This is a genomic window from Streptomyces sp. NPDC043876 (genome assembly GCF_056435825.1).
This window is the reverse complement of record NZ_JBWKDV010000022.1, coordinates 12,380-33,346: the sequence shown is the minus strand read 5'-3', so window position 1 is coordinate 33,346 and position 20,967 is coordinate 12,380. Positions and strand designations below refer to the sequence as shown.

Below are 20,967 nucleotides of genomic sequence, written 5' to 3'. Positions count from 1 at the left end.
GCGCCCCGGGCAGCGTGGATGGCAGAGGAGGGGAGAACGGCTACACCCGTCTCAGGCCACGGCCTTGGAGTCCGCCGCGGCAGCGGTGCGGTACTCGGCGTTGACGCGCTGGGCCTGCTGAAGCTGGAGCTGGTCCTCCAGGATGACCGATTCGGCAGGCAGCCTCGACGGGGGTGCCCTGGTGGACAAGCTCGCGCGCGCGGGCGGCGATCCGCAGCTGGTAGCGGGAGTAGCGCCGGTGCCCGCCGGCGGAGCGCAGCGGGGTGATCCGGCGGGCTTCGCCGATGGCGCGCAGGAAGCTTTGGGTGGTGCCGAGCATCTCGGCGGCCCGGACCCTCGTGTAGGCGGGGAAGTCGTCGTCATCGAGACGACCGAACGAGTCGTCTGCTGTCATCGCACCTCTCTCATGGAAAGCAAGGAGGGGTGGGACGTACGGAGGAGCCCTGATGCCTGTGGCACCAGGGTCCCGAAGGAACTGACTACACCATCTGCCGGCCCTCGTACTGCGCCGGCCTGCTGTGTCCGCGTGCCCGACCTTGGATGCTGTCGGGGGTGCGGGGATCGCGGTTGCTTGACCGAAGACCACCCCACAAACGATGTCCTGCGGTACCCGGACTCAATACTCCGTCCGCGCGATCCTGATGGCGCTCGGCTCGTCCGTTCATCCCTCGTGATCAACTACCTATGCGGGAATGCGTACTGCTGGTGATACCTGCTGCTACTGCGAACTGCTCGCGGCCTCGAATGGGGAGCCACCACTCGGCTGGGGCCAGGGGTCACCACCGGGCGGCTATCCACCACAGTGGGGGCCGCCTCCTCCACAAGCGCAACGCCGGGAGGATCATAACCAGGCGGCTTAGTCGAGACGGGTTACCAGGAGCCGGCCCTGGCCGAGGGTCCTGGTCCGGAAACCGGCCGCTTCGAGGACCACGGCCAGGGCGGTGTCGAGTGCCTGGTGCAGGCCGGGCAGGCCGGGCAGGCCGGGCAGGCCGGGCAGGCCGTAGACCCTTCCAGAGCGGCTTCGGGGACGTGTATTAGGGCGAAGGCACGAACAATGCCTTGCGGGCGCCAACCGTCGAAATCCCCTTCGTCGTGCGCCCAGCGCCATCCTACTGCCCAGCTGCCGTAGTGCTGCACGAGGGAGTACGACATCGTATCGGCCAAGGACTTGGCCTCGCCACGACTCCAGGCGCTCATCAGCGGGGTCCCCGAAAGGGACGTCCGGGCGGATGGGCACACACTGGGCCGGATCGAGCGAGCGCACCGTCGCGCCGTCGAAGGAGTGACGGGCGGGGTCTACGTCGTCCCAGGTCAGGAAGCCAGGAGCCAATTCAACGATCACCACGCAAGCCTGCCAGGCCGGCCCAGCGCCCCCAACCGATTTCCCCGCTCAGGAGCGCGACGAGGCCCTGTCGCCACCTTCGACGCACAGCCCCTCCAACGAGGACGCTCATCTGTGACTGAGCACCGCAGCTGGCGGCTTTCGCCAACTGTGGTGCTCAAATCCACCGTCGACCATGAAGGTTCTCGGACAGTTCCTCGGCCACGGGGACGCACGCCTCGCCGGCGGCGGAGCGAGGCAGCGTCAGCCGTTGAAGAAGTCACCCAGGGTGGCGGAGAGCGGGCCGGGGGCTTCCTCGGCCACATGGTGGCCAGCGTCGATGCCGTGGCCCCGGACGTCGTCGGCCCAGTCGCGCCAGATGGTGCGCGGGTCGCCGTACAGGTCCTCAAGGTCATCTCGTAGCGACCACAGGACCAGGACGGGGCAGTCGATCCGCGCGCCTCGGGCACGGTCCGCCTCCTCATGTTGGCGGTCCACGGTGAGCCCGGCGCGATAGTCCTCCAGCATGGCGCGGACGACGTCTGGATTGCGGGTGGCGGTCCGCCACTCGTCGTGATTTTCCTGTCCCATGGTTTCGGGGTCACCGCGGTACCAGGCGTCGGGATCGGCGTTGATGACGCGTTCGGGGATCTCCGGCTGGGCAAAGAAGAACCAGTGCCACCACGCGGTGGCGAACCGGGCATCCGCACGGGCCAAGTGCTCGCTCAGGGGCAGGCCGTCCAGGAACGCCACCCGGGTCACCGCGGAGGGGTGGTCCATCACCAGGCGGAGCGCCACGGCAACCCCCCGGTCGTGGCCGACGAGACCGAAGCGCTGGTGCCCGAGCGTCTGCATGACCTCGACCATGTCCTGGGCCACGGCGCGCTTGGAGTGCGGGACATGATCCAAAGCAGGCGCCGGGCCGCGGGAGCGCCCGTACCCGCGCAGGTCTGGGCAGACGACGCTAAAACCGCGCCGCACCAGGACGGGCGCGACCCGGTGCCAAGTCGCCGACGTGCGCGGGTGGCCATGCAACAACAGCAGAGGCGGGCCCTGGCCCCCGTACCGCACGAAGACGGACGCCTCGGTGGTGCGCACCGTCCTGGTGGCGAATTCCTCGAACACGAAACGATCCTTCCGCTCCGGGGCCCGGTCCGCGCTACCCCGCCGTCCCACCTGCCCACGAGAAGCCCCCGGCACTCCGCCAACTGTCGAACTCAGTCGCCAACCAGCGTGCTCAAGCGCCAACTCGCGCTCAGTCACAACACTCGCCTCGCCCCTGCGGGCACCACCGGCGGCTCAATTCGAACATCTGATTGAATACGTGAGTGGCACCCTTCCGCTTCCCCGGCGACCTGACCCACCTCAAGCGCCAGCAGACCCATGTCTACAACCAGCTCGCCCTGCGCTCCGCTGTCGGGGCCGCGAAGCTGCGACGGGAGCTGATCCGACTCGCGTGCCTGATCAGCTCCCATCCCTACTGGGCCGAGCGCGGGTGGAGTACAGCGGGCCGGGTCGAACTGCTCCGCGCAGCCGAGAGCGGACCGGACGGGGTCCGAGGGCTGATCGTCCACTGGCACGGCACAGAGTTCGTCGTCTCCGAGCCCGAGCCCAGGTGACCCTGCAGGACCTCAAGCACCCTCCGGAGCGGAGTCGGCCGTAGGGCCCCCTGACCTGGTCGCCTGACCCAGCCGCCGTTACCAGTCAAATGGGGCTCCGGCATCGCATGCCCGAGGTGATGCTTAGGGTCCTGCGACGGTCGCCGCCGTGGCGCCGGCGCGCCAGCGGGCCAGTTCCCCGCAGCGGATGCCGCCGGGATGCCACTCCATCACCGGCGTCACCCGGCGAAAGGCGCCTGCTATGACGATGCCGCAGCCGGACCTGACGGCGCGGCACAATCCCCGAACGAGCAGACGAGCAGCGTCGCGCCCCGCCCCCGAGCCCCGCGGTGAACCTTCCACACCTTCCACCGCACCCATTCGCACGTGTGCCGGACGCGGTTCGTGACACAAGCGGCCAGCGAGGTCACGAACTGCGGACCACCGGCGCGGACCCACTATCCTCACCGAACAAGTGTTTGACTGAAAGGGTGTTACATGTTCCTCGGTCTGCGGACAGTGATGTATCCGGTCCGGAACCTCGACGCCGACAAGGCGTGGTGGACGTCCGTGCTCGGCGTCGAGCCCTACTTCGACGAGCCGTTTTACGTCGGCTTCAACGTAGGTGGCTACGAGCTGGCCCTCGACCCGCACGCCGACCCCTCCAAAGGACCGGTGACCTACTGGGGCGTCCCGGACGTCGACAAGGCCCTGGAGCACCTCGTCGGCGCCGGCGCGACCGTGCGTGAGGCCGTCCAGGAAGTCGGAGGATCGATCCGCGCCGCGTCGGTAACAGACCCCGCGGGCTCGGTGATCGGCCTGATCGAGAACCCGCACTTCGCACTGCCCGGCTCCCCTCCCCAGATCGGAGACGGCCCGGGCCGCTGACCGTCACAGACCTCCGGGCACCTGCCGACAGCGAACCCACCCGGCCAACGCGTCCGGGCGGGCGCCGACACAACGGCGCACGCCCGGACGCACCTTCCCCGGGGGCACATGCGAGGCAGAGCACAAGCCGAACTGGTGTACATGCATGCGATCCACAGTGCATCACGTGCGGCTGCGACGGTCGCAGCCGTGGCGGTGCGCCAGTTCCGCGCAGCGGATACCGCCGCCGGGATGCCACTCCATCACCGACACGCCCGGACCCCCGGGCTCCGGGCACCAGATGACGGGGACGACACCGCGGCAGTCATGCCGCACACACGCACCCCTCCCCCACACCCGCGTACGCAAGCCCGTGCCGGACCAACCCGCGCGTACCGACCGCCGCGCCCCGCAACCGGGACGGCCAGGACACTCCGATCCAGGTTCTCCCACACCCGGACGGATCCGCCCGGAAAGCCTGGCATCACCCATCACCGCCAGCGGCCCCTGCCCCGGCACCACGAGCCGCCGCACCACCAACCCGACCGGCACCTCCCCCATTCCGGCCAGCGCACCGGCATCCGCCTGGCCCGCCACCCGGACAAACTGTCAATTACCTCCACGTCGTCCGCCAGGAGCAACAGCGCGTCATGGACGCGAACCGTGCGCGTCCCGCCGCCGGAGCCAGACACCAGCAGCTGCGCGCGCCGAGCCGACCCGGCGGCTCAACGCGCCCAAGTAGCGGCAGGCTGCCCCACACCGCCTGCCGCCGGCTGCATCGACGGGCGCTCCCCGGCCGGGGAGCGCCACGGGCAGCCCGGAGCCGGCCGCCACCGGGTGCTGCCCACGGACAGGCCGGCCCGGACGACCGCCGCGAAGGGGATGACCCCGGTGCCGGTGGCGGTGACCGCCCGTGACAGGGCGAGGGCGGGACCGGACCAGTGGGCTTGCGACCAGGTGTTCAGGGGGCGTCGCCGGGCAGCAGTCCGTGCGGGGCGTACAGCACCGCCAGGGTGAGCAGGGCGATGGCCGCTGCCGCGGCCAGGGCCGCCCCGCCGCAGAGGCGGGCGGCCCTGCGGCGGCTCACGCCGCGGCCAGCAGGGGGTGCAGCGGGCCGTCCTTCAGCCTGGCCGCGATCTCGCTTTGCTTGCGGCGCACGGCCGGGGTGGCAAGGAGGGCGACGAGGGCGCCGACGGCGGACCCGGCGAGGACGTCGTGCGGGTAGTGCACGCCCACCCAGACCCGGGAGGCGGCCATCAGGACCGCTGCCGCCAGGGCGATCAGGCCCAGTCGGCGCGATACGAGGAGCAGGGCGACGGCCGCTGCGGAGGCGAGGGCGGCGTGGTTGCTGGGGAATGACCAGTCGCCGGGTGCGGGGCATGCTTCGAGGGTGACCACGCCGCTCAGCTGCCGGCAGGGCCGGTTTTCGCGGACGGCCAGTTTCAGCAGGGAGTCGACGCCGAAGGCGAGGACGGTGACCAGGGGGACTGCGAGGGCGGTGACCGCGGACGGGGTTCGTTCGTGGCGGGCCTGCCACCAGGCGAGGAGCATCAGCAGTGCGAAGACGCCGAGTCCGTAGGCCGACCATCCGGTGATCAGGCTGTCGAGCCAGCCCGGGGCCCGGTGAGCCAGGTCGACGATGTCGAGGTAGGCGGGGCCGTCGATGGCCGAGCCGTCGTACGGGTGAGTCATCAGGCGGATCCGTTCTGGTGCTTGCCGGCCCGGCGGGAGCGGAGCAGTTCGATCGCCAGCGGCAGCAGGGAGATGGCGACGATGAGGGCGACGATCGGCAGCAGGTACCGGTCGACGTTGGGGATGGAGGAGCCGAGCGCGTAGCCGGCCAGCACCAGGCCGACCGTCCAGATGAGGCCGCCGGCCGTCTGCCAGAGGGTGAAGACGCGGGCCGGGATGTTCAGTGCCCCGGCGAGGGGGTTGAGGACTGTGCGGACCACGGGGACGAAGCGGGCCAGCACGATCGCCTTGGCGTGCCCGTAGCGTTCCAGCAGCTCCTCGGCGCGCTCGGCGCCCTCGTGCAGGCGCTTGGACCTGCTCCGGGACAGGACCGCTGCACCCGCCCGGCGCCCGATGAGGTATCCCACCTGGGCGCCGGCCAGCGCGCCGGCCACCGAAGCCGCCAGGACCCAGGGCAGGGACAGCGTGGCGGTCTTGCCCGCGGAGCCAGCGCACAGCAGGCCGGCGGTGAAGAGGAGGGAGTCGCCGGGCAGGAAGAAGCCGACCAGCAGCCCGGTCTCGGCAAACATCACCGCCGCGACGCCCGCGACGCCAAAGGTCGCCAGGAGTGAGTGGGCATCGAGGAGGTTGACCGCTAGCGGTGATGCGGCGAGGACGGATACGGCCATGAGTGGGTGGCCTCTCACTGAAGGCGGGCAGGGGGCAGCCCGGCGGGACAACCGGTCGACTACAATCAGGTAGACGGTCTACTGCACTGTAGACGATCGGGAGATGAGGAGAAGGGGATGGCCGAGGCCGCTGCCGAGCGCAGAGGAGCCGGTGAGCTGGAGGCGAGCGTGCTCGCGGCACTGTGGGCCGCGGACGGGCCCCGGACCGCCGGACAGGTGCAGCGCAGCCTGCCGCAGGAGCTGGCCCGCACGACGGTGACGACGATCCTGTCCCGCCTCTTCGAGAAGGGGACCGTCGGCAGGGAACGCTCCGGTCGCGGATTCGCCTACTTCCCCGTCCAGGACGCCCACGACCTGACCGCCCGGCGGATGCACCACGAGCTCGACAAGGACAGTGACCGTCACAGTGTGCTGGCCCGGTTCGTATCCGACCTGGGCCCCGAGGACGAGCGCATCCTGCGCGACCTCCTGGAAGGCGATGGCGGGCGGTGATCGCCGCGCTGCTCGTGCCACTGCTGATGCCGTTCGCGGCGCCGGCGCTCACGCGCTGGGCCGGTCCGCGCCTTCGGCCGACGGCCGCGCTGTGGGCGCTGGCCGCAACCGCCTGCTCGCTGGCGGCCGGCTGGCTGGCCGCCCTCGGCGTCCTGCTCCTCGCCGGCGCGCTCACCGTGTCCGCCCTGGCCCGTCTCGGCCACCTGATCCACCCCCTGGACATCGCGCCCGCCGTGGTCACTTATCCGGTGACCTCACTCGCCGTCGGAGCGCTCGCAGTCTGCGCGTACGCCATGACCGGGTCGGCCCTGCGCCAGCTGCGCCAGTACCGCACCGCACACGCGCAGCTGCACAACGCGCCCATCGCAGGAGACCTCAGCGTCCTGGACCGCCCGGACGCCGACGCCTACGCCCTCCCCGGGAACCCGGGCCGCATCGTGGTGACTTCCGGCATGCTGCGCGCCCTGGACGGACCCGAGCGCGAGGCACTCCTCGCCCACGAACGGGCCCACCTTGCCGGACGCCACCACTACTTCCTCACCGCCGCCGACCTCGCCGCTCGCTGCCATCCCGCACTCAGGGGACTGCGCGACGCCATCGGCCTGGCCGTCGAACGGGTCGCCGACGAAGCCGCCGCGAGGGCGGTCGGCGACCGGCACCTGACCGCGCGCGCCATCGGCCGAGCAGCCCTCGCCGGAAAGACCAGCCATGCCGCCCGCCCGGCCTTCGCTGCCGGAGCAGCCGGCGGCCCCGTGCCCCAACGCGTAAAGGCCCTGCTCCAACCGGCGGCCACACGTGACAAGCTGGCCGCCGCAGCAGCCTGCCTGCTCCTCGCCTGCTCCGCCGCCACCGTTGCCGGAACCACCGCCGGACTCGTCAGCCTGCATCACAGCGTAGAAATCGCCCAGGGCGAAACACAGGACGACTGACCCGCACCGGCCAACGCTCACGCCGCAGCGGCGGCCGCGGACCTCGACGCCGCCGCTCAAAACGGCACCGGAAAATCAATCCTCCTGGGCGCACTCCTGGGGCTTATCCCCCTCGACTCTCTTCAGATCGGTTCACTCGGGCAGCAGGGCTGCACGCCGCCCCTCCCGGCGTGCCCGAGGGAGGAGTTCGGGCCCCAGGAAAAACGTGGCCCGGACATCCCGGACAGCGTGGACGGCCGGCGAGTAGGGAACAACCGTGCCCTCTCTCAGGCCGCGGCCCCGGGACCCGCACCAGCCGCGGTGCGGTACTCGGCGTTGAGGCGCTGTGCTTCCTCGACGCTATCCGTCCCACGCAGTCAGGTCGCCAGAGGGCGGCGGGCAGGAGCTGCCAGTCCAAGTCCCAGCACGCTGCCGACCAGGAGACCCACTCCGTGGTTGTTCGTGAGGAGGCAAAGGACAAGACCTGCGAGGGGGATCAGGAGAGCCACTCGTCGCAGGGCGACGAGGCTGCCACGCACCGCGCACCAGGTGGCGAGTGCTCCCACCAGACCACAGATCGCCACTGAATCGCCGCCTCCATAAACGCTCCAGCCGGCCATGCTCACCGCCTGCGCCACCACACCGCTGGTCACAAAGACCAGCAACATCCGCCAAGCGCCGAACAGCCGCTCGGCGACCGGAGCGACAACAGCCAGCGCGACAAGGTTGAACAAGAGTTGAAACCATCCTGACGACTGCACCGTCAACGCTGTCACGGCTCGCCACCACCCACCATGAGGATGTCGCTCCAGAGCTTCGATCATGGCGGGAAAGACCACCTGGGCCACGCCGAGCACCACCATGGTGCCCACCAGCCCCGCGGAGACTGACGAGCCCGGCCGTCGCCACGCCCGCAGCAAAGCCAGCGCAGGAGGCACACCCTCACAGTCCTCCGTAACGAGTGCCACCAAGAGCTGGAAGCCGGACACGATGACAACCGCCGCACACCCATAGAGCAACAAACTCTGCATGTTCATGATCGAAGCCTGTCAGATAGTCGCTCCCTATGAAATCGTGCCATGCGAGTGGTTTCACGATGCCACCCAAGCTCGCTAGCGCAGCTGCCGGTGGGCGCGCGAGAGACGCCTTGCCGAGCAGTGGCGGTGTCTCGCCGCGTCCGGTCCGCGCCGCGTGGCCGTGCTGCCGTGCTGCCGTGCTGCCGTGCTGCCGTGCTGCCGAATAGTGAGCCACGTGGCAGCGTGGAAGGCACAACCTCCGAGTGGGAGGAGTCCCCTCATGGGCGCAGTGCCCGAGGAGGTGCAGCCGGCGTCTGAGATTCCCGCCGTGCAGGACCCGGTCCACCCCTCACCATCCGCATCCGCCCCCCTGGCGCCCAGAAGCGGGCAGCCTTGCGGCGCCGCGAGCAGGACATGCACGGCGACGAAGACTGGGGCGGCTACGACGAGCTGTAGCCAGAGACACAGGGGCGCCCAGAGCGGCCCGCGGGTCGCCGGGGCTGGGCTGGGCTGGGCTGGGGTGGGCTGGGCAGTGAATGGTCTTCAGACGAAGGGGCCCAGCCGAACAGGGCCCGCGCAGTCGGCAGGCTTGTCGGGAATCAGGCCGCAGCGGTGGACTTCGGCGCCTGGGCGGCGTGGCGGTGTTCGGCGTTGATGCGTTGGGCTTCTTCGAGCTGGTCTTCGAGGATGACGATCCGGCAGGCCGCCTCGATGGGGATCCCCGGGTCGACGAGTGCGCGGGCGCGGGCCTCACCGCCCCGGGCGATGCCACGGCCCGCATCCTCCTGGATGACGCCGGGTACGCCTTGTGCGTCCTGACCGGCCACCCCACCACCCACGCCGCACTCGCGGCCGCCCAACACCTCATCCAGGCCGACGGCCGCACCACTTCACCCGCGGCCTCCTCCAGCACCCCGCAGCGCAGCACCGGAACCACGGCCCGGCGCGGGACGCGCTGGTAAGGGGCGGCCGGGATCCGCGGGTGGCGGGTACAGGCGGCGGCCGTTATCGGGGAGGGCTAGCCAGGTGGCAGTTCCGCCAGCGCGTTGCGGACGCGTTCCGGACGCGTTCCGCCGGACCGTCCACCGTCTCCAGGGAGTGTCGCCGTCCCAGAGGAACGCACCACCGGGATCGGTTTCGGGGGCCGTACAAAGCCCGCCCACTCGGGCCGTAAAGGCCCCGGCCGGTGGTCAGCAGCGCGCCCTCGACCCGTTTCTCGGGGGTCCAGCCGACGACGTTGAGGGCTCTGCGCGATGGTTGACCCTGACGCAAGGGCAACCTCTCACCATGGTCGGCAGGACGGGGAAAGCCGCTCCGATCGCGACCGGCCGCCTGGGCAAGCCGTACGGCGACCACGAGGGCGCGGCCGGATCCGATCAGCGACCTCGCCGAGGGACGATCACCGACATGCGGCCGACCGACAACGACGGGGCGCGCAGCGAGAGGGGCGACACGATGGTGCGGCACTTCACGGTCCAGCACGACGGCATCACGATCCCGGTATCCCGCGGCGGCCGGGGGCGGCCGCTGGTCCTGTGTCCCGGACTGCACTCGACCCAGGCTCACCTGCACGAGCTGACCGGGCTTCTTCGACGCGACTACGACGTGGTGACCTTCGATCTGAGGGGACACGGCTTCGCCTCGTCCGCCACGGCCGACGCCGGGTATCGTTTTGACGCCTTCTTGAGCGATCTCACCGCGGTGATGGCGGAGCTGGGACGCCTGGACCTGCCCTCGGTTCCCGTACTCGTGGGCTACTCGCTGGGCGCGGACCTGGCCGTGCACTATGCCTCCCAGTGTCCTGAAACCATCGCCGGACTCGTCCTGGTCGACGGGGCGAACCCGTTGCCCGAACCGTTCATCACGGACGCCGACCGGGCGGAGCTCCACGCCATGCTGAAGGACCCGGCGGCGCGTCGAGAGACCGAGGCGGCGAAGGGTACTGCGCGTCAAGTCCTGCTCACCGCCCAGGACGTACTCGACCTGCAACTCGAACTCGACGTGGTGCGGTCCGGCATACTCGACCGGTACCGGAAGATCGACCACCCGATCAGCATGATCATGTCGACCGCCATCGCCGGCGACAGCGCCGAAGGGCGGGCGCCACGCCACAACCAGCTCTGGCGTGCCGGTGTCGAGCGGCTCGTCCGCGCTCGGCCTCACATCTCCACGTCCTGGCTCCCCACCGACCACCGGCTGGTCTTCACCCACGCCCCGGAGATCGCCGAGGTCATCCGGAGCGCACACCATCCAGCGGAACGGCCAACTTCTTGAGCGGCTTCCGGGAGACTGTTCCCATGCTGACCATCGGCGCGCTCGCGTCGTACGCCGGAGTCACGGTGCGTGCGGTGAGGCACTATCACGCCAAGGGGCTGCTGCCGGAGCCGGAGCGGGACCACTCGGGCTATCGCAGGTACGACGCCGGCGCCGTGGTCGAGCTGATCAAAATCCGGACCCTTGCCGGAGCCGGGGTCCCGCTGGCACGCGTGCGGGAACTGCTGCAAGCCGACGAGGAGGAATTCACCGCGGCGGTGGCGGACATCGACAAGCGGCTGCAGGCGGAGATCCGGGAGCGGCAGCGCCACCGGGAGCGAGTCGCCCGCCTCGCTGCCGGGGACCACCTGGCACTGCCCGCGGAGGTGGTCGTATTCCTCGAACAGCTGCGGGCGCTGGGGATCGACGAGCGGATCGTCCGGGCCGAACGCGACGGCTGGATCGCGCTAGCCGCGCACTCACCCGAGCGAGTCCCGCAGTGGATGGCGCGCAAACGGGAGCAGATCGCCGACCCACGGCTCATCACCTTCTACCTCGACCTGGGCCGGGCGCTCGACCGGGCCGACGACGACCCACGGCTGGTCGAGCTGGCCGACGAGGTGGCGGCTTACATCACGCGGATGGCCGACGAGCTGGGCGAGGACTACGTCGACGATGTCGACGTCGATCCTGCGTTCGCCGAGTTGCTGGACACTCAGGCGTTCCAGGCCATGCCATCGGCCCGTCATCTGGTCGAGCTGATGAAGAAGCGGGGCTGGACCGGCTGGACCAAGCTCGAACGCATCGGCCCAGCACCGGGCGGTGCCGGAATATGGCAGCCGGAATGTGGCGCCAACATGCCGAGCGCTCAGACGAAAGCGCAGCCGGAAGAGCGGCGTTCCCGGCGTGAGTGGTGACGACGGGCGGGCTCCTGCCGGGGCGGGTGCGCAGGCCCCGGTTTCGGTGCCCACCCTGATCTCGCAGGCGCGGATACCAGGTCACGCACGGCCCACGAAGGGGACCGGCCCTCCGCCTGCGGCCTCCACGACGCTCTCGCCGGCCCGGGTGCGTGCGTACAACACCTCTCTGCCAGCACGGTGGGCGCTGACGAGACCTGCGGTGCGCAGGGCGGTCAGATGCTGGGAGACGCCGCCGGCGGTCAGCCCGGTGCGGCGGGCGAGGACGGTGGTCGAGGCGGGGGAGGTCAGCTCGCTCAAGAGGGTCGCGCGGGATCGGCCCAGCACGCCCGCCAGGGCGTCGGAGACGGTCGCGGGTCGCGCGTGCCAGAGCGTTCCGATGGCGCGCGGTGGGTAGCGCAGCGAGGGCTGCCACGGTTCGTTGAGCACGGAGAAGACGCGCGGCCACACGAAAGCGGACGGGACCAGCAACAGGCCCCGGCCGTCGAGCCGCCGTGCTCCGCGCACGGTGCGGTGCTCCAGTTGGAGCGTGCCACCGGCCCAGGTGACCTGCGGGTCGAGATCCGCGAACAGCTGCTGGGTACCGCCTTCGACCAGGCGGCCGGCGCGGTAGCGGATGTCTTCCTCCAGCAAGGTGAGGATCCGCGACCAGTACGGAGCCAGGGCCAGCTCCCAGTACGCTTCCAGCACTTCGGCCAGTCGTCCGAGTTCGGCTGCCGGGTCGGCGCGCAGCGCCGCCATCCGCGCCGGCGGCACCTCGGCCGTCGTGTGCAGCAGCGCCGGCGGGGTGGCCCGGACCGTGGCCAGTTCCACATCCAGCGAAGGCAGCGGCGTCGTGGGCGGCGGGCAGATGAACCCCGGAACGCGGCCGGCCCAAGGCGAGCGCGCGGGCACGGGAACGAGGTCGAACAACGGGCTGAGGTCGAGGCCCGAAGCCGCCAGCCGCGGGCGTACCCTTTCCGCCCAGGTGCGATGCAGGCCGTGTTCGTCCGCGCCCTTGAGCACCCGGACGCTGGCCACCACCTCCCACAGCGGGGAGATCGCGAAGCGCGTACGGGCCACGTCTTCCAAGCCCAGCTCGATCGCAATCATTTAGCCCAGGGTAAATCAATAGGTGGAGCCGCGAGCAGTCGCGCACCGTACCGCGCATGACCGAATACCCCCATTCCCCCTGGTCCCTGCGCGACTTCCGCGTCCTGTTCGCCTCAAGCGCCCTCAGCCACCTCGGCAGCAACATCGGCTACGTGGCGATCCCGCTGCTCGCGGTCACCGCCCTCGACGCGGGCCCCGGCCAGGCCGGTGCGCTGGCCGCACTGTCCACCGCCGCCTTCCTCCTCATCGGCCTGCCCGCGGGCGCCTGGGTGGACCGCCTGCCCACCCACCGGGTGCTGGTGGCTGCCGACGCCGCCCGCGCCCTGCTGTTCGCCTCGATCCCGGTCAGCTGGTGGCTGGGTACGCTCTCGCTGCCGCACCTGTACGCGGTGGTGCTGCTGAACGGCTGCGCCACGGTGTTCTTCGACGTCGGCTCGCAGAGCGTCCTGCCCGAACTGGCAGGACGCGAGCACCTGGTTCCGGCGAACGCCGCCCTCGTGAGCCTGATGGCCGGCGCCAACATCGCCGGCCGCGGAGCCGGCGGCGTCCTGGTCCAGTTCCTCACCGCTCCACTGGCGATCCTCAGCGGATCCGTCGCATACCTCGCCTCCGCCGCCGGTCTCACGGGAATCGGCCGCCGCCACGTCCCTTCCGGTGAACCGGCCGACCGGCAACGGCTGCGTGCCGACATGGCGGAAGGGCTGCGACACGTACTGGCCAATCGCGAGCTGCGCGCACTGGCGCTCACCGCGAGCCTCACCAACCTCGGCGCACAGATGATCAACGCCGTGCTGCCCGTGCTGTTCACCCAGGAACTGCACCTGCCCGCCGGGGCGCTCGGGGCCTACTGGGCGGCAGGCGGCCTGGGCATCCTGCTCGGCGCCCGTCTCGCCCCCCGCCTCGCCTCGCGCTTGGGGCATGGTCGCACCCTGGGGTTGGCAGGGCTCTGGTTCGCACCCGCCGCACTCGCCGTCACGCTGCTCGGCGATGGGCCGTGGCTATGGGTAGCCGGCGCCGGGTGGCTCGCGGTCATGACCAAGACCGGCATCGACAACGTCCTCGGGGTTACCCTGCGACAGCACCTGACCCCGGACCCGCTGCTCGGCCGCATGAACGCCACGTTCCGCTTCCTGCTCACCGGAGCTCTGGCCATAGGCTCCGCCCTCGGTGGTCTCGTGGCCGAAGCCGCAGGCGTACGGGCGGCGGTTTGTGTGGGCGCGATCTGTCTGGCCGGCGCCTTCCTCCCCGTCTTCTGCTCCCCCGTCCGCACGCGACGAGATCTTCACGCGGCCACCACGCCGAGCGGGCGATCGGCCGTGCCCACCGACGAGAGGTGACACGCCCTGAGCTGCGCGGATGTACCGGCTGCGCCGGCCGCCACGTGAGTCGTCCGGCGCGGTCGCCGATGCCGGCGACATCAGACCATCGGCGGGACCGTATCGAGATTCCGTGCGGTCGCCCGTATTGTCCATCGGTGCGCAGCCCGATCCCTCCGTGGGCCGGGACCGCGGTCAGCGGTGGCCCGGCAGGTTGATGACGTGGCCACTGGGGTCACGGACGAAGAACCGGCGCACTCCCCACTCCTCGTCCTGCAGGGGGCGCACGATCTCCGCCCCGCAGTCCCGGATGACGGCGTAGACCGCGTCCACATCGTCCACCTCGACGCTCATGTCGGGCGGGACCGGTGCGGTCTTGTCGCTGGCCATGAAACTGATCTGCGCTGCCGGACTGGAGGGGAGGCGAGCGTCAGGATCCAGCCGTGATTCATGACCTCCTCCAGTCCGAGCAGGCCGTAGAACTCCCGGTTCTCCTGCAGCGCCTGGGACTGGACATGGGGTGCGACACGACGACCGGTCATCGGCAACTCCACGTGAGAACAGACATGCCTGCCACTCCAGGAACTCCAGGACTACTACGCCACACCAGCCGCCGCACGCGCCATGGGCGGTGATCGCTCCGATTCCGCGGGACGGATCGCGGTGCCCTCGGCGCCGAAGGGGCCGCCGCCTCGCAGGAGCGGTTTCCCGTGGACATGGCTGAGCGGCGTATCCGCGCCGACAACGCCGCGCGCGGCAAACGAGGCTACCGGGGCCGACGGGCATCCGGCCCCTCGACGGCTCCAGCGCTGTCGTGAGGCTGTTCTGTGACACGCAGGTCCGTCTCGGGAAGCCAGGAGCCCGGTGGGCGTTCCAGCCAGCCTTCGGCCACACCGAGGGTCCGCGCGGCGTCGGCCAGGGCCTTCACTCCTGGGTGGCGCAGACTGCGGCGCCAGACCATGGACACCGCAGTGAGGGGCACCGGATCCGTCAGGGGGCGCAGGACCATCTCAGGAACGGTCATGAAGCTGAGGCTGGTGAGGACAAGCCAACGGTTTCTGCGCATGGTCCGGCTGAATTCCACTTCACCCTCGATCTTGGGGTAGGGCGGCGCCAGCTCGAGGGCGCGCCCCGCGCACAAGGAGCGCGCGTAGTCCGTCCACTCGGCGGTGTCCTCGTTGCCGGCCGCGGCGTAGAGGGTCTCGCCGGCCAGCGCGGCCAGCGGCACCCGGGGCAAGGCGGCGAGCCGGTGATCGGTCGGCACCATCACCGCCAGCTGGTCGAAGCGAATGAGCCGGTGCTCCAGTGTGACCCGCGGCCCGTGCGGGATTCCGGCGACACGACCGAATGAGACGTCGAGGTGTCCGTCCGCCATCTCCGTCACGGCCCGGGTCAGTCCGCTGCGGGTGTGGAGGACGAAGTCCAGCCCCGGAGCGTTCCTGCGGGCCAGATCGAGCACCCGGGCGCCGGTCGACGTGCTGTTGGCGACATCGACGACCAGCGGCCGGTCACTGCCGGACCCCGGCGTGGTGCGTAGCTCTCGGCTCAACTCGCCATGGGCTGCCAGGACACGGCGGACGGTCGGCAGCAGGCGGCTCCCCTCGGCGGTGAGGGTGACGTGCCGGGTGTCGCGCGCGAACAAGACACGCCCCCACGCCTGCTCCAGCCGCTGAATGTCGCGGCTGAGCGCCTGCTGTGCGACGAACAACCGGGCAGCGGCGCGAGTGAAGTGCAGCTCCTCCGCCACAACAAGGAAAGCCCGCAGCAGCCGGGGATCAGTGACATCACGCACGCCTCATTTTCACCCACTGACGGCGACGGGCGACAGGGTCGCCGAGGCCGTTCCCACTTCAGGTCGGCGCGACGCTGGGTGCTCAGGTACTCGCGCAGCGGCCCGATGGCCCGCGGAAGGCCGTCCTCGCTGACGTCGGCATGCTCAGCCGCCGGCAGCCGGACCCACCACGCGTAGGAGAACGTGTCATCGTCGTAGCCGTCGTAGTCGACGCAGGACTCGTACATACAGCCCAGTGAGGCGGCCAGCTCCGTCATCGCCTCCTTCGTGCGCTCGTCCAGGTCCGGCTCCTGACCCGCGACCCGCTGAGGCGGGAGAGTTCGCGGTCTCTCGCGCGACGCGGGCGTGCGGGCCTTCCTCGCCGCATACCACTGACCCCACCTGCCGCTCTACGATGCGCTGGATGCGCCCCAGCCGGGTCGGCCGGTCACACACCACGAACGGGGTGTCTGGGAGCTCGGTGTGCAAGGCGGCCACGATGGACGCCCCGATCGACCCGCTTCAGCCGTGAGAGATCGCCGTCGTCCGTGGCTGCGCGTGGAACGCCGTCCGTGCAACGCGGGCTGCGATGAATCCAATCAGGGCTGTGGCTGCCGCCAGTCCGACGCCGGTCGCGTCGAGCGGTTCGGTTTCCAGGATCGACCGGAGTGCGGGGAGGTAGAGCGCGGCTGCCGCGAGGAGCGCGGAGGCGAGGACTGCCAGGGGGAGGAAGAGGTTCTCCCTGGTCAGCAGGCGAGCTCGCAGGCCCAGGACCACTCCGAGCTGGCCGGCGAGCAGGGCGAGGAAGAGCACGCTCTGCCAGGGCAGGTCCCAGGCTCGTGCAGTGAGAGCGGCTGCGAGGCAGGAGGCGGTGACGACCGTGGCGAGCAGGAGGAGTCGCTGCCAGGCGCCGGCGCCGAGGATGTGCTGCCCGGGCGGGCGGGGAGGTCTGTTCATGGCGCCTGGTGCGACGGGTTCGGCGCCCATGGCGACACCGGTGAGGCCGTGGGTGAGGAGGTTGATCCAGAGGATCTGTCCGGCCCGCAGGGGCAGGGGGAGGCCGAGGAGGGGTCCGGCGAGCATGACGAGGATCTCTGCCGTTCCGCAAGCCAGGCCGTACACCAGGAAGCGCCGGATGTTGTCGTAGACGCGACGGCCTTCCTCGACCGCCGCGACAACGGTCGACAGCTCGTCGTTGATGAGCACGAGGTCGGCAGCCTGCCGCGCGACCTCCGTGCCGCGCGCGCCCATCGCGACGCCGATGTCGGCCTGACGCAGGGCGGGTCCGTCGTTCACGCCGTCACCGGTCATCGCGGTGACGGCGCCGTGAGAACGCCAGGCTTCCACGATGTCCAGCTTCTGATCCGGAGTCGTACGCGCGAACACCCGGACGCTGGTGAGGTCCGCGACCCGGCCGGCGGCGAGGTCCGTACCCGTGACCACATTCCCGTGCGAGCTGTCGGCGGACAGCAGGCCGACCTCGGTTGCCACGGCGCGCGCGGTGGCGGGGTGGTCTCCGGTGATGAGGATGGGGGTGATGCCCGCGGCCCGGCAGGCGGCGATCGTGGCCGCGGCCTCCGTTTTGGGCGGGTCGCTGAGGGCGACCAGGCCGAGCAGGTGGAGGCCGTACTCGGCGTCGGCGGGGTGGTTGGGGACGTCGTCCCGCGTACCCGAGGCGACGGCGAGGACGCGGAAGCCATGGGCGGCCAGGAGCGCGGCCTGCTGTTCCGCTGTGTGGAGCAGATCCGTGGGATCGGCGAGGACGGCGGGATCGAGGATCGCTTCGGGCGCGCCCTTCAGGCACACGAGCACCCGGCCGTCGGGGGTGGTGTGCAGGGTGGTCATGCGTTTGCGCAGGCTGTCGAAGGGGGCTTCGCCCGCGCGCGGGTGGCTTTCGTGGAGGTTGGCCCGATCGGCACAGCCCGCTTTGGCCGCGGCCGTCAGAAGGGCCGCCTCGGTGGGGTCGCCCATGGGGGTCCAGCGGTCGTCGGGCGGGGCGGGTCCCGTCGGCGGCCGGATCGAGGCGTCGTTGCAGAGCGCCGCCGTGGTCAGCAGTTCGCGTAGGGGATCCCATTCCGCGGCCGTCGGACATCGGCCTGCGATCAGGACGTCGCCTTCCGGCTCATAGCCGACGCCGGAGAAGTCGGCCGTGGCATGGGGCATCCAGACCTGCTGGACCACCATGCGTCCTTCGGTAAGGGTGCCGGTCTTGTCCGTGGCGAGGACCGATACGGAACCGAGCGTCTCCACGGCGGGAAGACGGCGTACGAGCGCGTGCCGGATGGCCATGCGGCGGGCGCCAAGGGCCAGGGCGAGGGTGACGACGGCGGGCAGCGATTCCGGCACCGCGGCGACCGCGAGGCTGATGGCGGTCACAGCCATGATCCCGACGGGCACACCGCGCAGAAGGCCGAGCGCGAAGACGACCAGGCAGAGTCCGAGGGTGGCGGCGGCCAGGATCCGTCCGAGGGCGGCGAGGCGGTGTTGCAGCGGGGTCGGTTCCCGTCCGCCGTCGAGGAGGGCGGCGATGCGGCCGAGTGCGCTGGCCGCGCCGGTCGCCTGCACGGTGGCCACGCCCCTCCCCCGTACGACGACGGTTCCGGCGCTCAGGGTCGTACCCGGGTCCTTGTCCACCGCGACGGACTCGCCGGTGAGCATGGACTCATCAACAAGGAGGGCCGATGCCTCGGTGAGTTCGGCGTCGGCGGCGACGATGTCGCCTTCGCCGAGGAGGAGCACGTCACCGGGTACGACATCGGGGGCCGGGACCTCGCGCGGCGTGCCCTCCCTCAGTACCCGTGCTCCCGGGGCCGACATGGCCGAGAGTGCGGCCACCGCGTTGTCGGCGCGGATCTCCTGGGTTACGCCGACGGCGGTGTTGAAGAGGATCACCAAGCCGATGACGACGGAGTCGGCGTGGTCGCCGATGGCGATCGTGAGCAGGACCGCGCCGATCAGGACCATGACCAGGGGGTCTCGGAGCTGCGCCAGGACGCGTACGTAGAGAGGTGCTGCCGGCTGGGCGGCGACTTCGTTGCGGCCGTACTCGACGAGGCGGCGCCCGGCCTCCCGTTCGGTGAGCCCCCGGGGTTTCCGGGGGGTGGCGGGTGCTTGGCTGGCCGCGGGCGCGGACATCAGGTCCCTTGCACGAGGGGGACCGTGATGACCGGGCAGTGTGCCCGGTGCAGCAGTCCATGGACGACGGAGCCGAGCCGCATGCCGGTGTAGCCCCCGTTCCCGCGGCGGCCCAGGACCAGGGCCAGGGCATGTTCGGCCGCCTTCGCCAGCTCCTCGACCGGGTGGCCTGCGGGCACTTCGTGGGTGAGCGCGACGTCCGGATACTTCTCCGACCAGCCGCCGACGGTCTCAGACAGCATGCGGCGCTGCGCCTGGAGACCTTCGTTCCTGTCCTGGAACGAGAGCAGGGGCTGGTGCCACACCGAGATCGCCCGCAACATGCATCCGCGTACGCTCGCTTCCTCGAAGGCCACGGCCAGCGCCGCCTTCGACGACTCGCTGCCGTCGACCGCCACCACCATGTACGGCGACTGCTGGCTGACGTGCTCCGCATCGCCGACGACCACGACCGGGCAGTGCGCCTGCGCGACGACGGGCACCACGAGCGAACCGGCGCTCAGGAACTCCTCGGTGCGGCTGAGGTGTCGCGAACCGAGCACCAGCATGGGGGCCTTCAGGGAAAGTCGGCCGAGTACGGGGGCCGGAAGCCCGTCGAGCAGGTGGGTGGACGGTTCGAGATCCGGGTGCCGCGACCGCGTCCACACGGCAGCCGCTTCAAGGGTTTCCAATCCGGTCCGGCGCAGGTCGATGCGGTGCGTGCTCCCGTCGACGTGCTGAGTGTCGTGTTGAGGTGGCACCGCCAGTGCGAGACCCAGTCCGAGCGCCCGGCGGTGCGCCTCGTCGGCGGCCCAGGCCAGGGCCATGTGCCAGTCCCTGACCGGGTCGATGCCGACAACGATCTCACGGTCTGTCATGTTCTCCATCACGATTCACTCCCCTGCTCGTTGCCGTGCCGCGGGATGAGCAGCACGGGACACCGCGCGTGGTGCAGGAGGCTGTGGCTCACGTGCCCCAGCGTGCGGCCGATGTAGCCCGGCGAGCGCCTCCCGCCCACGACCAGCAGATCCGCGTCCTGCGAGGCCTCAGCCAGTACACCGGCCACCGAGAAGCTCTTCTGGAGGTCGGCGTGCACGGTCAGATCCGGGAATTCCTCGCGGATCAGGTCGGCCATGGCCGTCAGTCGCTCCGCGTGCCGGCCGCTTATCTCCTCGACGTCGTCGAGCATGCTCACGACGTTCCCCACGGACTGCAGCAGGTTCCATACGTGCGTCAGCCGCAACGACGCCTTGCGTAGCTCTGCTTCGCAAGCGGCGTACCGGACGCAGTCGAGGTCGTGTTCGTCGCGGACACCGGCCAGCACGCTGCCCGTCTCGACCCGCGGGTCCGTACCCCGCACCACGACGAGGGGGGTGGTGGCACTCGCGGCGGCCTCGAGTCCGACGGAGCCGAGCATCAGCGAAGTGAACCCGCCGAGACCACGGTTGCCGACGACGATCGTACCGTGGACGCCAGCGGCCCGGTGGAGGCTGGGTACGGGTGCGCCGCGGCTGAACTCCGTGGTGACGGGCAGATCGGGATGGAGTGCCGCTATGGCCGCGGCGGTGTCATCGAGTAGTTCGCGACCCGCTGCGCGGACCCGTTCAAGGGTTTCCACCGATGCGTAGACGGCTCGGCTGTCCGTGTCGGCGGCATGGACGATGTGCAGGGTGCTCCCCCGCCGTGCGGCCTCGGCCGTGGCCCACAGGACTGCCCCCCGTGCTGGGTCCGACCCGTCGACGCCGACGATGACCGTCCCGAGTTCCGGACCGGCAGTGATGCCTTCCATGGTTTCTCCTGATCGAGGGCCATCGTGCTTGCCCTCTCACGCTGGCATCGCGGGCGCGTGGTCAGCGAGGGCCATAGAGGCCAGGACAAGGGCCGACTGGTCCCTCCCCCGCTTCCGGAACCCGCACAAGCCCCCGTGGACGGACCCGGTCGG

General features: G+C 70.6%; 17 protein-coding genes and 4 pseudogenes. 8 read left to right on the top strand and 13 right to left on the bottom strand.

Annotated elements, in window-relative coordinates:
- Window positions 1-51 precede the first annotated feature (51 nt).
- Together AC0693_RS37380 and AC0693_RS37375 are read right to left on the bottom strand one after the other, a co-directional pair.
- Window positions 52-394, bottom strand: a pseudogene (locus tag AC0693_RS37380) (MerR family transcriptional regulator).
- 1,191 nt (window positions 395-1,585) lie between these two features.
- The gene (locus AC0693_RS37375; protein ID WP_478741908.1) at window positions 1,586-2,446 is read right to left on the bottom strand and encodes an alpha/beta fold hydrolase; all 861 of its coding nucleotides are present in this window, start codon (window positions 2,444-2,446) and stop codon (window positions 1,586-1,588) included.
- 203 nt (window positions 2,447-2,649) lie between these two features.
- Between AC0693_RS37375 and AC0693_RS37370 the strand changes: the two genes are divergently transcribed.
- Window positions 2,650-2,940, top strand: coding sequence for a hypothetical protein (locus tag AC0693_RS37370; RefSeq protein ID WP_478804416.1), 291 nt, complete (start codon window positions 2,650-2,652; stop codon window positions 2,938-2,940).
- A gap of 477 nt (window positions 2,941-3,417) precedes the next feature.
- Window positions 3,418-3,807 carry a VOC family protein gene (locus tag AC0693_RS37365; RefSeq protein ID WP_469338957.1) on the top strand — a complete coding sequence of 130 codons (390 nt, stop codon included), beginning with the start codon at window positions 3,418-3,420 and terminating at the stop codon, window positions 3,805-3,807.
- A gap of 940 nt (window positions 3,808-4,747) precedes the next feature.
- Here AC0693_RS37365 and AC0693_RS37360 read toward each other — a convergent pair.
- From AC0693_RS37360 to AC0693_RS37350, 3 genes are read right to left on the bottom strand one after another with little or no spacing between them, the layout of a single operon-like run.
- A complete protein-coding gene (locus AC0693_RS37360) occupies window positions 4,748-4,873 on the bottom strand; it encodes a hypothetical protein (protein WP_469318671.1) in 126 nt (41 codons plus the stop codon).
- Window positions 4,870-5,478: a phosphatase PAP2 family protein gene (locus AC0693_RS37355; protein ID WP_478804415.1), complete on the bottom strand. Its 609-nt coding sequence runs from the start codon at window positions 5,476-5,478 to the stop codon at window positions 4,870-4,872. The genes AC0693_RS37360 and AC0693_RS37355 overlap by 4 nt, the downstream gene beginning before the upstream one ends.
- Window positions 5,478-6,146 carry a DedA family protein gene (locus tag AC0693_RS37350; protein ID WP_469338955.1) on the bottom strand — a complete coding sequence of 223 codons (669 nt, stop codon included), beginning with the start codon at window positions 6,144-6,146 and terminating at the stop codon, window positions 5,478-5,480. Before AC0693_RS37350 ends, AC0693_RS37355 begins: the two co-directional genes overlap by 1 nt.
- Before the next feature lie 117 nt (window positions 6,147-6,263).
- On the opposite strand from AC0693_RS37350, the gene AC0693_RS37345 reads away from it, so the two are divergent.
- Together AC0693_RS37345 and AC0693_RS37340 are read left to right on the top strand one after the other, a co-directional pair.
- The gene (locus AC0693_RS37345) at window positions 6,264-6,638 is read left to right on the top strand and encodes a BlaI/MecI/CopY family transcriptional regulator (RefSeq protein ID WP_478804414.1); all 375 of its coding nucleotides are present in this window, start codon (window positions 6,264-6,266) and stop codon (window positions 6,636-6,638) included.
- Entirely contained in the window at window positions 6,635-7,567 is a 933-nt protein-coding gene (locus AC0693_RS37340) for a M56 family metallopeptidase (protein WP_478804413.1), read from the top strand. Before AC0693_RS37345 ends, AC0693_RS37340 begins: the two co-directional genes overlap by 4 nt.
- A 356-nt stretch (window positions 7,568-7,923) precedes the next feature.
- Here the strand turns inward: AC0693_RS37340 and AC0693_RS37335 are convergent, their stop codons facing one another.
- Window positions 7,924-8,583 (bottom strand): rhomboid family intramembrane serine protease, encoded by a 660-nt coding sequence (locus AC0693_RS37335; RefSeq protein WP_478804412.1) that lies wholly within the window; start codon window positions 8,581-8,583, stop codon window positions 7,924-7,926.
- A 578-nt stretch (window positions 8,584-9,161) separates the two neighbouring features.
- Window positions 9,162-9,311 (bottom strand): annotated as a pseudogene (locus tag AC0693_RS37330) (MerR family transcriptional regulator); the annotation flags it as partial.
- Between the two features lie 12 nt (window positions 9,312-9,323).
- On the opposite strand from AC0693_RS37330, the pseudogene AC0693_RS37325 reads away from it, so the two are divergent.
- From AC0693_RS37325 to AC0693_RS37315, 3 genes and pseudogenes are all read left to right on the top strand, one after another.
- Window positions 9,324-9,524 (top strand): annotated as a pseudogene (locus AC0693_RS37325) (DUF5133 domain-containing protein); the annotation flags it as partial.
- A gap of 325 nt (window positions 9,525-9,849) precedes the next feature.
- Window positions 9,850-10,836, top strand: coding sequence for an alpha/beta fold hydrolase (locus tag AC0693_RS37320; protein ID WP_478804411.1), 987 nt, complete (start codon window positions 9,850-9,852; stop codon window positions 10,834-10,836).
- A gap of 23 nt (window positions 10,837-10,859) precedes the next feature.
- Complete coding sequence (locus tag AC0693_RS37315) at window positions 10,860-11,732, top strand: MerR family transcriptional regulator (protein ID WP_478804410.1); 873 nt, start codon at window positions 10,860-10,862, stop codon at window positions 11,730-11,732.
- A gap of 81 nt (window positions 11,733-11,813) precedes the next feature.
- Here the strand turns inward: AC0693_RS37315 and AC0693_RS37310 are convergent, their stop codons facing one another.
- The gene (locus tag AC0693_RS37310) at window positions 11,814-12,824 is read right to left on the bottom strand and encodes an ArsR/SmtB family transcription factor (RefSeq protein ID WP_469338936.1); all 1,011 of its coding nucleotides are present in this window, start codon (window positions 12,822-12,824) and stop codon (window positions 11,814-11,816) included.
- A gap of 56 nt (window positions 12,825-12,880) precedes the next feature.
- On the opposite strand from AC0693_RS37310, the gene AC0693_RS37305 reads away from it, so the two are divergent.
- Window positions 12,881-14,161, top strand: a complete 1,281-nt coding sequence (locus AC0693_RS37305; RefSeq protein WP_478804409.1) for an MFS transporter — start codon at window positions 12,881-12,883, stop codon at window positions 14,159-14,161.
- Window positions 14,162-14,335: 174 nt separating this feature from the next.
- On the opposite strand, the pseudogene AC0693_RS37300 reads toward AC0693_RS37305, so the two are convergent.
- The 5 genes and pseudogenes from AC0693_RS37300 to AC0693_RS37280 form a co-directional block, all read right to left on the bottom strand.
- Window positions 14,336-14,682 (bottom strand): annotated as a pseudogene (locus tag AC0693_RS37300) (VOC family protein).
- Window positions 14,683-14,906: 224 nt separating this feature from the next.
- Window positions 14,907-15,932: a LysR family transcriptional regulator gene (locus AC0693_RS37295; protein ID WP_478804408.1), complete on the bottom strand. Its 1,026-nt coding sequence runs from the start codon at window positions 15,930-15,932 to the stop codon at window positions 14,907-14,909.
- Between the two features lie 501 nt (window positions 15,933-16,433).
- Window positions 16,434-19,046, bottom strand: coding sequence for a cation-translocating P-type ATPase (locus AC0693_RS37290; protein ID WP_478804407.1), 2,613 nt, complete (start codon window positions 19,044-19,046; stop codon window positions 16,434-16,436).
- Entirely contained in the window at window positions 19,046-19,903 is an 858-nt protein-coding gene (locus tag AC0693_RS37285) for a universal stress protein (protein ID WP_478741924.1), read from the bottom strand. The genes AC0693_RS37290 and AC0693_RS37285 overlap by 1 nt, the downstream gene beginning before the upstream one ends.
- A gap of 8 nt (window positions 19,904-19,911) precedes the next feature.
- Window positions 19,912-20,814, bottom strand: a complete 903-nt coding sequence (locus AC0693_RS37280; RefSeq protein ID WP_469318684.1) for a universal stress protein — start codon at window positions 20,812-20,814, stop codon at window positions 19,912-19,914.
- Window positions 20,815-20,967 lie beyond the last annotated feature (153 nt).